Raw genomic sequence first — 14512 nt, 5'->3', positions numbered from 1 at the left:
TTATAATATATGCACTATTTAAGGTCAACTATCTATCGAAATTTGTCCCGCAACCATATTAAAATATTTATGGTTATGGATTTTTACACAAGAAGCATGTATCTCATACTCTGCCCATAGAATGGAACAGAGGTGAAGCATATGTACGAGCTTTTATTATTCTCATTATTCATTGCTGTATTTATGGGCGGAATGTCCTTTCTGCGGATAGGGCTATTTAATTTATCCGGCAAAAAGCTAAAAGATGTGCTTGCAAAGGTAATCGGCTCCCCTTGGAAGGGTTTTATTGCCGGCATAGGCATAACGGGACTTCTGCAGAGCAGCTCCGCTGTCATGGTTATGACGATTGGGTTTGTTTCCGCAAGGGTCATTTCTTTTCCGCAATCAATAGGCGTCATTTTAGGCTCTAATATAGGAACAACATTTACAGCGGAATTTATGACTTTTTCAGTGGACAAGTATATTATTCCCGGCTTAATCGTCGGGGCGGTACTTTGCAGTATTCCAAAAGTAGTATCCAGGAGCATCGGTACATCCCTAATAGGCTTGTGCGCCATATTTGCGGCCATGGCGGGTTTCAAATCGCTTGCTGTACCTCTCGCGGGATATCCGTTCGTTCAGGGTGTTCTAGGGAATATGGACAGCAATACGATCCTTGCCCTGCTCACTGGCATTATAATTACTGCCATCATTCACTCAAGCAGTGCAATGGTTGGGATTGCGATGAGCTTTCTTGCAAGTGGTGAACTTTCTATTTCAGCTGCTATTGCGGTTATGCTGGGGGCAAATATTGGGACATGCATTACAGGCTATCTGGCAAGTATCGGATCTGGAGCTGAAGCCCGCTTTACCGCATACGCCCATATTTGGCTCAACATTGCCGGCGTTGCACTGTTTTACCCTTTTATCGATGATCTTGCCCAAGTTGCCGGAATGCTTACCGGGGAGCCTGACGTACAGCTTGCACATGCCAGCGTTCTGTTTAATGTAATCACCTCGCTTGCAGTTTTGCCATTTGCAGGCGCATTTGCCCGATTTATTATGCATGTCCACAGGCGAAAGAATTAGCAGAAACATTAAATGAAAAACCCTGCTCAAAAATTCGTCAGGGTTTTCACTGTTATTTAGTAATCTGAATCTGAAGTCAGCCCCTTGATAATCGCCACGCCGGCACTTGCGCCAATACGTGTTGCTCCAGCATTGATAATCTTTACGGCATCCTCCGTATTCCGGACTCCTCCTGAAGCTTTAACGCCAATATTCGGGCCAACAGTCCTTCTCATTAACTGAACATCCTCAACTGTGGCGCCTCCTGTTGAAAAACCAGTGGATGTTTTGACAAAGTCAGTACCAGCCTTCACTGAAAGCTGAGAAGCCCTCTCTTTTTCCTCATCCGTCAATAAAGAAGTTTCAATAATGACCTTTGTCAGCGCCTTTCCCTTGGCAGCTTCCACTACTGCGCGAATGTCTTTTTCCACAAGTTCATTATTCTTTTCTTTTAAGGCACCAATATTGATAACCATATCAACTTCCTGTGCTCCATTTTCAATCGCATTTCTTGTCTCAAATGCTTTTGTTTCAGGTGTATTCGCCCCTAAAGGGAATCCAATGACGGTACACACCTTTACATCAGAGCCTTGCAATAGTTCAGCCGCCAATTTCACCCAAGTAGGATTTACGCAAACCGATGCGAAATGATGCTCCTTCGCTTCCACACAAAGCGTTCTGATCTGAGCGCTGGTCGCATCAGCCTTTAATAATGTATGATCGATGATTCCTGCTACATTTTGTACCATCGTTACATCTCCTTCAATACAATTTAAAGTTGTCCGTACCTCTGTATCTTAGCATTTTCAGTACTGATTTACGAGCAACTTATCAATTAAACGTAAAACTCGATTGCAATTATAGAGATTAGTATCTCTTTTTGCATAAGATTTATTATTTAGCTGATGCGGGTCAACAAAATTCCTTGTGAATAAACATAAATTTCATTTGATAGGACCTTTACTGCCTGCATGAAATTAATTCGTCAATTTAACTTTTTTCTGTAAAAAATCAATTAATTAAAAATCCTGCATGTCAAACAAGGCTTCCTTGTCGTATAACAGACATGGGAGTCAACCTCATTTCTATTCCTGTCTTTGTTTGTTTGGTCACTTACATTATACAAGAATTTGGGGAGGTACTACTTTTTTCATGTCTTGAACCACATGGGCGACAAGGGATTGAAATTATGAAATTCATTCAATTAATTACGCGAAAAGTAATTGAATCCGTGAAATGAATTAAATTCCGTAATAAGTGGATTACTTCCGTAAAATTAAGTTTTTTCCTGTGAAAGTGGAAATAATCCCCTGACAGCCTTCCGTCTTTATGTGATCCGACTTTCACTTTACCCAAAACAAAAAAAGCAATCTGCTGAAAAAACGCAGATTGCTTGTTATTAAATAGCTTGTGCCTCAAGAGGAGAATCTTCGACAACGCGAACGAATTGCCCTTCGTTATACGGATAGCCTGCTTTCGTAATTTTAACTTTTACAATCTTTCCAATCATATCTTCTGATAAAGGGAAAACAACTTTTAAATAGTTGTCCGTATATCCGACATATAAATTGCTTTCTTCATCCTCATTGAAGCGTTCTTCTGGAATCACTTCCAGAATCTCATTTTCAAATCGTGATGCGTATTCCTTTGCAAGCTGGTCAGATAGGCTGATCAGGCGATGAACTCGGTTATTCTTGACTTCCTCATCAATCTGGTCTTCCATTCTGGCAGCAGGCGTGCCTGTACGCTTAGAATATGGGAAAACATGAAGCTCAGAAAATTGGTGCTCTTTAATGAAATTGTAGGTTTCCATGAATTCTTCTTCCGTTTCGCCTGGAAACCCTACGATCACGTCAGATGTTACAGCCAATCCTGGCAAAGCCAGCTTTAACTTTTGCAGGCGCTCAGCAAAGAATTCCATTGTATATTTCCGTCTCATACGTTTAAGAACTGAATTGGAGCCAGATTGAAGCGGAATGTGAAGATGCCTTACAATCTTATCGGAATCGTTCAGAACCTGAATTACTTCATCAGTAATCTGGCTCGCTTCAATAGAAGAAATTCGGATTCTTTTCAGTCCGACAACCTTTTCATCAAGCTCACGAAGAAGCATGGCAAGGTTGTAATCCTTCATATCCTCCCCGTATCCTCCAGTGTGAATACCTGTTAGGACGATCTCCTTATACCCGGCATCAACAAGCTGCTGAGCCTGGCGGATAACCTCCTGAGGGTCTCGTGAACGCATAAGCCCGCGTGCCCACGGAATAATACAGAAAGTACAGAAATTATTGCAGCCTTCCTGAATTTTAAGAGAAGCTCGGGTACGGTCAGTGAAAGCTGGCACATCAAGCTCTTCATACACACGAGTTTTCATTATATTTCCAACGCCATTGATTGGCTGGCGTTCTTCTTTAAATTGTTCAATAAACCCTAGCATCTTTGTACGATCCTGTGTGCCAACAACTATGTCAACTCCAGGGATGGCCATAATTTCAGCCGGGGAAGTTTGGGCGTAGCAGCCAGTAACCGCAATAACTGCATCCGGGTTTTTGCGAACGGCACGGCGGATTACCTGGCGGCTTTTCTTATCACCTGTATTTGTAACTGTACAAGTATTAATTACATAAACATCTGCAGCCGCTTCGAAATCAGTACGTTCATAGCCATCCGCTTTAAAAAGCTGCCAAATGGCTTCTGTTTCGTAATGATTTACTTTACAGCCTAACGTATGGAACGCTACAGTTGCCATTATCATCACCTCGATAGTTCTAATTGGTAGGAAACAGCCGCAAGTGCATAAAGCGGAGCAGTTTCCGTCCTTAATATTCTAGGTCCTAACCCGCAAGGAGTAAATTCCGCTTGAATAAGCAGGTCCAATTCCTCTGGAGCAAGCCCGCCTTCAGGTCCGAAAACAAATAAGATTGACTGCCCTGGTTCGGCATTTTTAAGGACTGCAGCAAGAACGGCAGATTCCCCCTGTTTTGCCGATTCTTCAAAAGCAGCAAGTTTATGATCATAAGCAGCCGAGGCAGCGATTAATTCTTTCAGTGGCATCGGTTCTTTAACGGATGGGAGCATTGTACGGTGTGATTGTTCAGCCGCCTCCTTGGCAATTTTCTGGAGGCGCTCCGTCTTTTTCGAAGACTTTTTGCTATCCCATTTCACTACTGAACGAGCCGCAATAAAAGGGATAAACTCATGGGCACCAAGCTCTGTGCCTTTTTGAATGATATACTCTAATTTATCCCCTTTAGGCAGCCCGCTCGCGATTGTCACTTTAACAGGCAATTCTTTTTCTTCAAGATACCATTCTATAACGGTTCCCGTTACCATTTCATTGGAAACTTCTGTGATTTCGGCAAGTGCCGATCTTCCATCCCTGGTAACACAGATTATACGGTCCCCTTCACCCATTCGCATAACTCGGACAATATGATGAAAGTCTTCACCTGATACCTTGACCTCTGTGCCATTTATACCATCATCTGATAAAAAGTAACGCTGCACATTGACACCTGCTTACTAGTTTTTTAGGAAAAATGGCGCCGGCCACTTTGCTTTATTAACTTGATTTGTGACTTATCGGCGCCTGATTTTTTTAAAGGTTTCTTTTCGCAATGATTGCTGCCCAGTCTTCCATTAACAACGTTTCCTCAATGGTGAAACCGGATACCTCAATGGCTTCTTTAACATCCTGCTTTTTCTGCTGGATAATTCCGGAGGCAATGAAATAACCTCCTGGCTTTACAGCTTTGGCAACATCATCGGTAAATCTTATGATTACTTCTGCAAGTATATTGGCAACCGCTACGTCTACCGTTTCACTAACCCCATCAAGAAGGTTATTTTGTGTAACCGAGACCACATTCTGTACTTTATTCAGCTTCACGTTTAACTTTGCTGATGCCACTGCAACTTCATCCAGATCAAGCGCATGTACTTTTTCCGCCTGCAAAAGGGCAGCAGCGATACTCAGAACACCCGAACCAGTTCCGATATCAACAACTGAATCGCCTTGCTTCACAGTTCTTTCCAAAGCCTGGATACACATAACTGTAGTTGGATGAGTACCGGTTCCGAATGCCATGCCTGGATCAAGCTCAATAATCAGTTCATCACTGCTGACCGGTTCGTAATTTTCCCATGTGGGAACGATTGTAAATCTTTCAGAAATCTTAACAGGATTATAGTATTTTTTCCAGGCAGTAGCCCATTCTTCCTCATGCACTTCACTTATAGACACTGCATTTCGCCCAAGGTCGATATCATAGATAAGCAGTGTGTTGATAGCTTCCTTAATGCCTTCAACCGTTTCGCCCAGGAAGCTATTCACTGGTAAATATGCCTTAATAATAACGCCTTCGTCAGGATAATCAGCAGGATTAAGATTATAAATCTCACCAAAAACATTTTCCCGTTCTTTAATTAAATCGTTTGGATCCTCGATGACAACACCGCTGGCCCCTGCCTCATGGAGGATGTTAGATACCGGTTCAACTGCCTCGTTTGTCGTATGGATGGCAATTTCAGACCATTTCATTGCTGACAGCTCCTTTTAGTCACCTTTAAAAGCACGTTTTACTTTAGAGAAAAAGCTTTCTTCCTGCTCATTTGGCACAACCTGACCGCTTATGTCGGCAAATTCCCTTAGAAGCTGCTTTTGTTTTTCTGAGATATTCGTTGGCGTTACGACCAGAATCACAATATGCTGATCTCCCTGGCCATAGCCGCGGACGTTCGGAACTCCTTTTCCTTTCAGGCGGAAGCGGGTCCCTGTTTGAGTGCCTGCCGGAACCTTCAGCTTTACTTTGCCATGAAGAGTTGGAACCTCAATTTCATCACCAAGCGCCGCCTGGGCGAATGTAACCGGCATCTCGCAATAGATATCGTCACCTTCGCGCTCGAAAAATTCGTGCTCGCGTACTCGGAATACGACATATAAATCACCAGATGGGCCTCCGTTTATACCTGGTTCTCCCTGTCCTGATACTCGAAGCTGCTGCCCGTCATCGATACCGGCTGGTATTTTAACGGAGATCTTGCGCCGCTTCTTAACCTTGCCTGATCCTCCACAAGTTGAACATTTGTTAGGAATGTATTTTCCTGTTCCATTACAATGATTACAAACTCGTCGGTTAACGATTCTTCCAAACGGTGTGTTTTGTTCGACATTCAGCTGGCCTGAACCATGACAGTGTGAGCAAGTTTCAGTTTTTGTTCCTGGCTTGGCTCCTGATCCATCGCAGTTATCACAATTTTCTTCACGAGGTATTTCAATTTCAGTTTCTTTCCCGAAAACCGCTTCCTCAAATTTCAAAGTCATCGTATATTGAAGATCTGCTCCCTGGCGCGGTGCGTTTGGATCTCTCCTCCTTCCGCCACCTCCCCCTCCGAAGAAGGTACTGAATATATCTTCAAAGCCGCCAAAGCCGCCAAAATCTCCTGCACCGCCAAAGCCCTGGTTCGGATCCGTATGACCAAACTGGTCGTAGTGCGCTTTCTTCTGATCATCACTTAACACTTCATAAGCTTCTTTAATTTCCTTAAATTTATCTGCTGCATCTGGCGCTTTGTTGATATCAGGGTGGTACTGCTTCGAGAGCTTTCTATATGCCTTCTTAATCTCATCTTTTGAGGCAGTTTTCGCTACTCCAAGCACTTCATAATAATCGCGTTTACTCATAGTTTCTTCACTCCCGATCCGTTTCACATAAAGACAATTTTAACACTTTTACAAGTCGCAGCGCAATACGAAAAACGCAAGCACCTGACAATGAACGTCGACTAAGGTCTGGCACGTCCTGTGCGTCGGGGCTGAGCGCTGGAGCTAGACATCAACACTTGTTAACAGGGAAATGCTTTCTTATCTAAGATTAAAAGCATTCACAGCCGGCATCCGCACTTGCCATTCCTAATTTATCTGCAGATCTGCCAGACTATGATACAGAATGCTTTAAAAGCTTGTTACCGGAAAGAGCAGATAGCTATTAATAAATATTTTTCCTATTGCTTAAAAAAAGCCAAAGCCAAGAAACCCTGGCTTTGACTCCTTTTTAGATAAACGGAAAGCATTAGTGATTCCGGGTTATCTGCATGCTTTATATTTTATTTATCGTCATCATTTACTTCAGTAAACTCTGCATCAACAACATTATCATCTTTCTTTTCAGCAGAACCTTCTGCACCGCCCTGTGCTGCCTGCTGTGCTTTTTGAGCTTCTTCGTAAAGTTTCATTGTCAGGTTAGTAACGATTTCCTGAAGCGCATCTTTCTTTACGCGGATTTCATCAAGCTCGTTTTTCTCAATGGCATCCTTTAAAGCATCTTTCGCTTCATTTGCTTTTGTCACTTCTGCTTCATCTACTTTACCTTCAAGGTCTTTAAGCGTTTTTTCAGTAGAGAACACAAGCTGATCAGCTTCGTTGCGAAGTTCTACTTCTTCTTTGCGCTTCTTGTCAGCTTCAGCATTTTCTTCTGCTTCGCGAACCATGCGTTCTACTTCTTCATCAGATAGACCTGAAGAAGATTTAATAGTAATTGCCTGTTCTTTGTTTGTGCCAAGATCTTTGGCACGTACGCTTACGATACCATTTTTATCGATATCGAAGGAAACTTCAATTTGCGGAATTCCGCGTGGTGCTGGCGGGATATCTGTAAGCTGGAAGCGTCCAAGTGTTTTGTTGTCTGCTGCCATTGGGCGTTCCCCTTGAAGAACATGGATATCCACCGCTGTTTGACTGTCAGCAGCCGTTGAGAATACTTGAGATTTGCTTGTTGGAATTGTTGTATTGCGGTCGATCAGCTTTGTGAACACACCGCCCATTGTTTCAATACCTAATGATAATGGAGTAACGTCCAGAAGAACCACATCTTTAACGTCTCCAGTTAAAACTCCGCCCTGGATAGCTGCACCCATTGCAACTACTTCATCAGGGTTAACACCTTTATGAGGCTCCTGGCCAATCTCCCTGCGGATTGCTTCCTGAACAGCAGGAATACGAGTAGATCCGCCGACTAAGATTATTTTATCAATCTCAGAAGGAGAAAGACCTGCATCTTTTAACGCCTGGCGAGTAGGACCCATTGTACGCTCTACTAGGCCAGCAGAAATCTCATCAAATTTCGCCCGTGTTAGCGTTACATCAAGGTGAAGCGGACCAGCTTCGCCAGCTGTGATAAACGGTAAAGAAATCTGTGTAGAAGTTACACCTGAAAGGTCTTTTTTCGCCTTCTCAGCCGCATCCTTCAAACGCTGAAGTGCCATTTTATCTTTTGAAAGGTCGATGCTGTTTTCTTTTTTGAATTCAGATACTAGATAGTCAATGATAACTTGGTCAAAATCGTCTCCGCCGAGTCTATTGTCACCGGCAGTGGCTTTTACTTCAAAAACACCGTCTCCAAGTTCCATGATCGATACGTCAAATGTACCGCCGCCAAGATCAAATACAAGGATCGTTTGGTCTTCGTCTGTTTTATCAAGACCATATGCAAGAGCTGCAGCTGTCGGTTCGTTGATGATACGTTCAACTTCTAAACCGGCAATTTGTCCAGCGTCCTTTGTAGCCTGGCGTTCAGCATCATTAAAGTACGCTGGTACTGTAATTACCGCTTTCGTAACTTTTTCGCCAAGATACTCTTCAGCATATGATTTTAAGTGCTGAAGGATAATTGCTGAAACTTCTTGAGGGGAATATTCTTTGCCTTCCACCTCTACCTTATGGCTCGTACCCATGTGGCGTTTGATTGAAATAATAGTGTTAGGATTTGTGATGGCCTGACGCTTTGCCACTTCCCCAACCTGGCGTTCACCATTTTTAAATGCTACAACAGAAGGAGTCGTACGGTTGCCTTCCGGATTTGGAATTACCTTAGGCTCTCCGCCTTCAAGAATAGATACACAAGAGTTTGTTGTTCCCAAGTCGATACCAATAAGCTTGCTCATAGTATGATTTCCCTCCTAATTATATGTAGGTGCTCACTGATTCACTTTTACCATCGCCGGGCGAAGGACTCTGTCTTTCAGCATATAACCTTTTTGGAATTCTTCCACTACCGAATTGGAAGCGAAGTTCTCATCCTCAACCTGCATAACTGCCTGATGCAAATGCGGGTCGAATTCTTTCCCAACCGCTTCAATCGGTTCCACGCCTTCCTTTTTCAGCGCTTCTAAAATACTTTTATAAACCATGTCCATGCCTTGCAGCAAGGTTTTCGTTTGCTCATTGTCAGCCTCTATCTTTGTAGCTCTTTCAAAGTTGTCGAGTGCCTGCAGCAAATCGCCGGCAAGGCCTTGGGCTCTATATTTTTGCGCCGCTTCCAAATCTAATCGAGCACGGCGTCTGGAATTTTCAAAGTCAGCATGTAAACGAAGGTAGCGATTTTCCATCTCAGCTAATTTAGCTTCCAATTCTGCGATCTTTTCGACAGTATCTTCAGCTGCATCCTGAAATTGTTCCACAGATTCGCCTTCCCCGCTGACTGGAGTTTCTTCAGCAAAAGTTGCTTCCACATTCGCTTCTGTTTCCTCAGCCTGCATGCTTTCATTTCTTTCGTTATTTTGTTCTTCTGTCACCATTTTCACCTCCCTATAAGAAATGCGTAAGCGCCCTCGTAAGCCATAAAGCCAGACTTACATGATAAAAAATTTGAATTGAACTATACCAATGAATGGCCAATCAGGGATAAACAAAGATACAGCCCAAAAATATAAAACTAATTATAAACACCGGAATTGCCATGAAAAGAGGATGGAAAGCAGCGCTTCCATCACCCTACCAATATTGCCAGTGCTAATTATTTTGATACAGCCTCGTGAGAAGTGCTGTTAAATCATGTGAGAACATATCAAGCAGCGAAATGACTCTTGAATATTCCATTCTTGTTGGTCCAAGAACCGCGATAGTTCCAACCTGATCTTTGCCAATGGAATATGTGGCAGTAATGAAGCTGCAATTTTCCAGTGCGGAATTATTATTCTCCCTGCCAATTTTAACAGTGATCCCAGCAGGGTTCTGCCTCATCATTTTGTACATATCCGGTTCATGTTCGATAACCGAGAGCAGTGACCGAACCTTGTCAACATCATGGAATTCAGGCTGGCTTAGCATGTTTGTCTTACCGCCGTAAAACAGCTTTTCATTTTTTGATACATTGTTTAATGATTCTGCCAGCAACGCAGATATTACATCATAATTGCGGATATGCTGCCCTAAAAGTGTAACAACTTCTTTATATATTTTGTCTTTTAGATCTGTCAAAGGAACACCAACAAGCCGGTCATTCAATATATTAGCCATTTTTTCCAGCTCGTTTATGTCAAAAGAAGGCGGAAGCTGAATCATCTTATTTTGAACGTAGCCAGTATCGGTAACAATGATTGCAATTGCCGTCTCGTTGTTTAAAGGAACTATCTGGATCTTGCGCAATTTATTGTCCTTTACCTTAGGACCCAGCGCAATGGCGGTATAATTTGTCAGTTCTGAAAGAATCTTCGCTGACTTTTGCACAAGTTTTTCCAGTTCATAAATCCTTTCAGCAAAAATGGATTTTACAAGCTGTAAATCGTCCTTTTTCAGCGTCTGAGGAGACAGCAAATGGTCGACATAGTACCTGTATCCTTTTTCAGAGGGAACCCTTCCCGAAGATGTATGAGTTTTTTCAATAAAGCCCAGTTCTTCCAGGTCCGCCATTTCATTGCGTATCGTAGCAGAGCTGAAGGTGATTTCATCTTTTTTCGACAGGCTTCTCGAACCAACCGGCTGTGCAAATCTAATAAAGTCATCAATAATGACCTGCAATATTAGTAATTGACGCTCAGTTAACATGTAGTATCACCCCTGTTAGCACTCTTAGTTATTGAGTGCTAATACTAATAATAAATTAACAAATGCGGCCAATGATGTCAAAGGTTTAATTCCAAAAGGCAGAGTGTTTTAAACAGCAATAAATGATTGGAAGACTTCATTCCCGAGCAGTTTGCCGCTATAGGTAAGCCGATATGTTCCTGCCGACTCTTCAAGCAGTCCCTTTTCCTTAAGTTCCGTTAGCTGTTGTCCAAAAATGTCGGAAATCGGAGTTCCGAATTTTTCTTCAAAGCTTTGTGCATTCACGCCTTCCATTTTTCTTAAGCCTAAGAACATTTCCTCTTCCATTTTTTCTTGCTTTGATACTTCATGTGTTTCTATTAATGGCAAGCGACCCTCCTGAAGAGGAGTGATGTATTTTTTCAGCGGACCGTAATTGGCTGTTCGCTTTCCTTCTACATATCCATGAGCACCCGCCCCAAATCCGAAGTATTCTTCGTTGTTCCAATACGTCAAATTATGCTTACTTTCATAGCCTTGCTTTGCATAATTGCTGATTTCATATTGAATATAGCCATGCTTTGCCATCTCTTCCATCACACACTCATACATCCGTGCTTCGATCTCCTGAGGTGGCAGCGAAAGCCGTCCTTTTTGCATCAGGTTATAAAAAACCGTTTTTGGCTCAACGATTAAAGAATAACTGGAATAATGCTCCATTTTCAATTCCAGCGCTTTCTTCAGAGTATCCTCAAAATCCTCCATTGTCTGGCCCGGCAGCCCGTAAATTAAGTCAATGCTGATGTTATCGAACCCTACCTTGTTTGCCTTTTCAATAGAATCATAAACATCTGCTATCTTGTGTGTCCGGCCAATTTTCCTCAATAATTCCTCATTAAAGCTCTGAACGCCAAAGCTAAGCCGATTTACCCCAGCTTCATGGAGAATGGCCAATTTCCCCTCTGAAAGGTCTCCCGGGTTTGCTTCAAAAGTAAACTCTACAGAATTACGGTCATATGGCAATTCTTCCCGGATGGAACTAACCAAAAAAGAAAGCTGCTTTTCATTCAGCGAAGTGGGTGTCCCGCCACCGACAAAAATAGTAGTAAGGCTTTCAACGGGATATTCCATTACAGACATTTGAAATTCCTTTTTTAACATGGACAGATACTCATCCACTGGCTGCCCTTGAAGGTATACCTTATTAAAATCACAATAGTGGCAAATATGTTCACAAAAGGGAATATGAATATAGGCGCTTTTAATCATACAATCACGTCCTTTAACGTATAGAAAAAGAGGCTAGATTGGGATTTGAATCCTTCTAACCTCTTTGAAAAGTTATTTTTTAGGAGTAGTGTCATCCATTTTTAGTACAGCCATGAATGCTTCCTGTGGAACTTCAACGGAGCCGACCTGCTTCATGCGCTTTTTGCCTTCTTTTTGTTTCTCAAGAAGCTTTCGTTTACGGGAGATGTCGCCGCCGTAACATTTTGCAAGAACGTTTTTACGCATAGCACTGATCGTGGAACGGGCAATGATTTTCTGGCCGATTGCTGCCTGGATTGGCACCTCAAACTGCTGGCGCGGGATTAATTTCTTCAGTTTTTCTACGATTACCTTTCCACGTTCATAAGCGAAATCACGGTGGACGATGAAACTTAGAGCATCAACCGTTTCAGCGTTAAGGAGGATATCCATCTTAACAAGCTTGGATTCCTTATAGCCAATCAGCTCGTAATCGAAAGAGGCATAGCCCTTTGTATTGGATTTTAATTGGTCAAAGAAATCATATACGATTTCGGACAGCGGAATTTCATAAACAATACTTACCCGCGTTTCGTCCATATACTGCATATCAATAAAGATACCTCGTTTATCCTGGCAAAGCTCCATAATCGCCCCAACGAACTCGTTTGGAGCCATCATTGTAGCTTTTACATATGGCTCTTCAATTCTGTCAATCTTTTGCGGGTCAGGCATGTTTGACGGGTTGTCCACCTTTATGGAAGAGCCATCTGTTAAGATCACATCGTAAATAACACTTGGAGCCGTAGTGATGAGGTCGATTTTAAATTCACGTTCAATCCGTTCCTGAATAATTTCCATATGTAGCAAGCCAAGGAATCCGCAGCGGAATCCAAATCCAAGGGCCTGGGAAGTTTCAGGTTCGAACTGAAGCGCAGAATCATTTAGCTCCAGCTTTTCAAGTGCATCCCGAAGATCGTTAAACTTAGATGCATCGATTGGGTATAAACCGCAATAAACCATCGGGTTAAGCTTACGGTAACCCGGGAGTGCTTCTGCCGCTCCACTTTTTGCGTTTGTTATTGTATCACCAACACGTGTATCGCCTACATTTTTTATTGCGGCTGTAAGGAAACCTACATCTCCGACGGTCAATTCATCGCACAGTACCGTTTTAGGGTTAAAAACACCGACTTCGATTACTTCGAATTCCTTACCGGTGGCCATCATCCTTATCTTATCTCCAGGCTTGACTGAACCTTCAACTACACGGATATATGCAACCACACCACGGTATGCATCATAAAGCGAGTCAAAAATAAGCGCCTTTAGTGGAGCATCAGGGTCGCCCTCAGGTGGAGGGACCAATTCGACCACCTGTTCAAGGATCTCTTCGATTCCGATTCCCGCTTTCGCAGATGCCAGTACAGCTTCCGATGCATCAAGTCCGATCACTTCTTCAATTTCGTTTCTGACTCTCTCCGGATCCGCGCTTGGCAAATCAATCTTGTTGATTACCGGAATGATTTCAAGGTTATTATCAAGCGCAAGATAGACGTTTGCTAACGTTTGGGCCTCAATCCCCTGTGCCGCATCGACTACTAGGACTGCACCTTCACATGCAGCAAGGCTTCGGGAGACTTCATACGTGAAATCGACATGTCCCGGTGTATCAATCAGATGGAAAATATACTCTTCTCCATCTTTTGCGTTATATTTCAATTGAACAGCATTTAACTTAATCGTAATACCCCGTTCACGCTCCAAATCCATGGAATCCAGCAGCTGGCTCTTCATTTCACGTTGGGCCAGGGCGTTCGTTTTTTCAAGGATACGATCCGCCAGCGTAGATTTTCCATGGTCTATATGAGCGATAATGGAAAAGTTACGAATTCTTGACTGCCTATTCAGTTTCTCTTCTCTATTCATAACGTTCACTCCTACTAGTCCACAAATACACTATTTTTGATTATATCAGTACAGAATGCAAGATTCAATTAAAATCCCGGTTTCAACCCCTGCCAAAACAAAAACCTTTGCTCCCATAAGAGGCAAAGGCTGGCATAACAAATATTTTTATCTTTCAGGCCTCTATCATATCCAGCATTTTTTTAATTCCACCGGAAATGGTGCCTGATAGTTTTTTTCCTAAATGAGATAAAAAATTGTAAGCTTTCATTTCTTCAAGTGTTTTCTTCTTTTCTTCAATATCGTGTGAAGTCACCTTCTGGCCGAGAATAGAGGCCTCCACCCCACCTTTGCCGTATTCCTCCACAGTGAAGGCGCCGTATAAAGAAGGATCATCATACCCTTTCATTTTTTTCATCCCCTGATTTGCATGCTGCATTCCGAAAATTACAACGAAAAACAGCACACCCAATAATAAAAAGCACTTTAAATAGAAACGAATCATGA

The 14512-nt window shown here is 42.6% G+C and carries 12 protein-coding genes; 1 reads left to right on the top strand and 11 read right to left on the bottom strand.

Annotated features, from left to right (window positions below):
• The first annotated feature begins 141 nt into the window (after nucleotides 1-141).
• Entirely contained in the window at nucleotides 142-1068 is a 927-nt protein-coding gene (locus D0469_RS00800) for a Na/Pi symporter (protein WP_117324754.1), read from the top strand.
• Between the two features lie 56 nt (nucleotides 1069-1124).
• Here D0469_RS00800 and deoC read toward each other — a convergent pair whose 3' ends face one another.
• From deoC to D0469_RS00745, 11 genes are all read right to left on the bottom strand, one after another.
• On the bottom strand, nucleotides 1125-1796 hold the full coding sequence (gene deoC / locus D0469_RS00795) for a deoxyribose-phosphate aldolase (RefSeq protein ID WP_117324753.1): 672 nt from the start codon (nucleotides 1794-1796) through the stop codon (nucleotides 1125-1127).
• Between the two features lie 650 nt (nucleotides 1797-2446).
• Entirely contained in the window at nucleotides 2447-3796 is a 1350-nt protein-coding gene (gene mtaB, locus D0469_RS00790; protein ID WP_117324752.1) for a tRNA (N(6)-L-threonylcarbamoyladenosine(37)-C(2))-methylthiotransferase MtaB, read from the bottom strand.
• A 5-nt stretch (nucleotides 3797-3801) separates the two neighbouring features.
• A complete protein-coding gene (locus D0469_RS00785) occupies nucleotides 3802-4554 on the bottom strand; it encodes a 16S rRNA (uracil(1498)-N(3))-methyltransferase (protein ID WP_117324751.1) in 753 nt (250 codons plus the stop codon).
• 91 nt (nucleotides 4555-4645) lie between these two features.
• Complete coding sequence (gene prmA / locus D0469_RS00780; RefSeq protein WP_117324750.1) at nucleotides 4646-5587, bottom strand: 50S ribosomal protein L11 methyltransferase; 942 nt, start codon at nucleotides 5585-5587, stop codon at nucleotides 4646-4648.
• Nucleotides 5588-5602: 15 nt separating this feature from the next.
• Nucleotides 5603-6730 carry a molecular chaperone DnaJ gene (dnaJ, locus tag D0469_RS00775; protein WP_117324749.1) on the bottom strand — a complete coding sequence of 376 codons (1128 nt, stop codon included), beginning with the start codon at nucleotides 6728-6730 and terminating at the stop codon, nucleotides 5603-5605.
• Nucleotides 6731-7152: 422 nt separating this feature from the next.
• Nucleotides 7153-8988 carry a molecular chaperone DnaK gene (gene dnaK / locus D0469_RS00770; RefSeq protein WP_117324748.1) on the bottom strand — a complete coding sequence of 612 codons (1836 nt, stop codon included), beginning with the start codon at nucleotides 8986-8988 and terminating at the stop codon, nucleotides 7153-7155.
• 33 nt (nucleotides 8989-9021) lie between these two features.
• On the bottom strand, nucleotides 9022-9621 hold the full coding sequence (grpE, locus tag D0469_RS00765) for a nucleotide exchange factor GrpE (protein WP_117324747.1): 600 nt from the start codon (nucleotides 9619-9621) through the stop codon (nucleotides 9022-9024).
• 214 nt (nucleotides 9622-9835) lie between these two features.
• Nucleotides 9836-10870, bottom strand: coding sequence for a heat-inducible transcriptional repressor HrcA (gene hrcA / locus D0469_RS00760; RefSeq protein WP_117324746.1), 1035 nt, complete (start codon nucleotides 10868-10870; stop codon nucleotides 9836-9838).
• A 108-nt stretch (nucleotides 10871-10978) separates the two neighbouring features.
• Nucleotides 10979-12118 carry a radical SAM family heme chaperone HemW gene (hemW, locus tag D0469_RS00755; protein ID WP_117324745.1) on the bottom strand — a complete coding sequence of 380 codons (1140 nt, stop codon included), beginning with the start codon at nucleotides 12116-12118 and terminating at the stop codon, nucleotides 10979-10981.
• Nucleotides 12119-12190: 72 nt separating this feature from the next.
• Nucleotides 12191-14026, bottom strand: coding sequence for a translation elongation factor 4 (lepA, locus tag D0469_RS00750; protein ID WP_117324744.1), 1836 nt, complete (start codon nucleotides 14024-14026; stop codon nucleotides 12191-12193).
• A 154-nt stretch (nucleotides 14027-14180) separates the two neighbouring features.
• Nucleotides 14181-14510 carry a YqxA family protein gene (locus D0469_RS00745; protein ID WP_117324743.1) on the bottom strand — a complete coding sequence of 110 codons (330 nt, stop codon included), beginning with the start codon at nucleotides 14508-14510 and terminating at the stop codon, nucleotides 14181-14183.
• Nucleotides 14511-14512 lie beyond the last annotated feature (2 nt).

This window comes from Peribacillus saganii, from assembly GCF_003429095.1.
GTDB classification, from domain to species: Bacteria; Bacillota; Bacilli; order Bacillales; family DSM-1321; genus Peribacillus; species Peribacillus saganii.
This window is presented reverse-complemented; position numbering and strand designations above follow the sequence as displayed.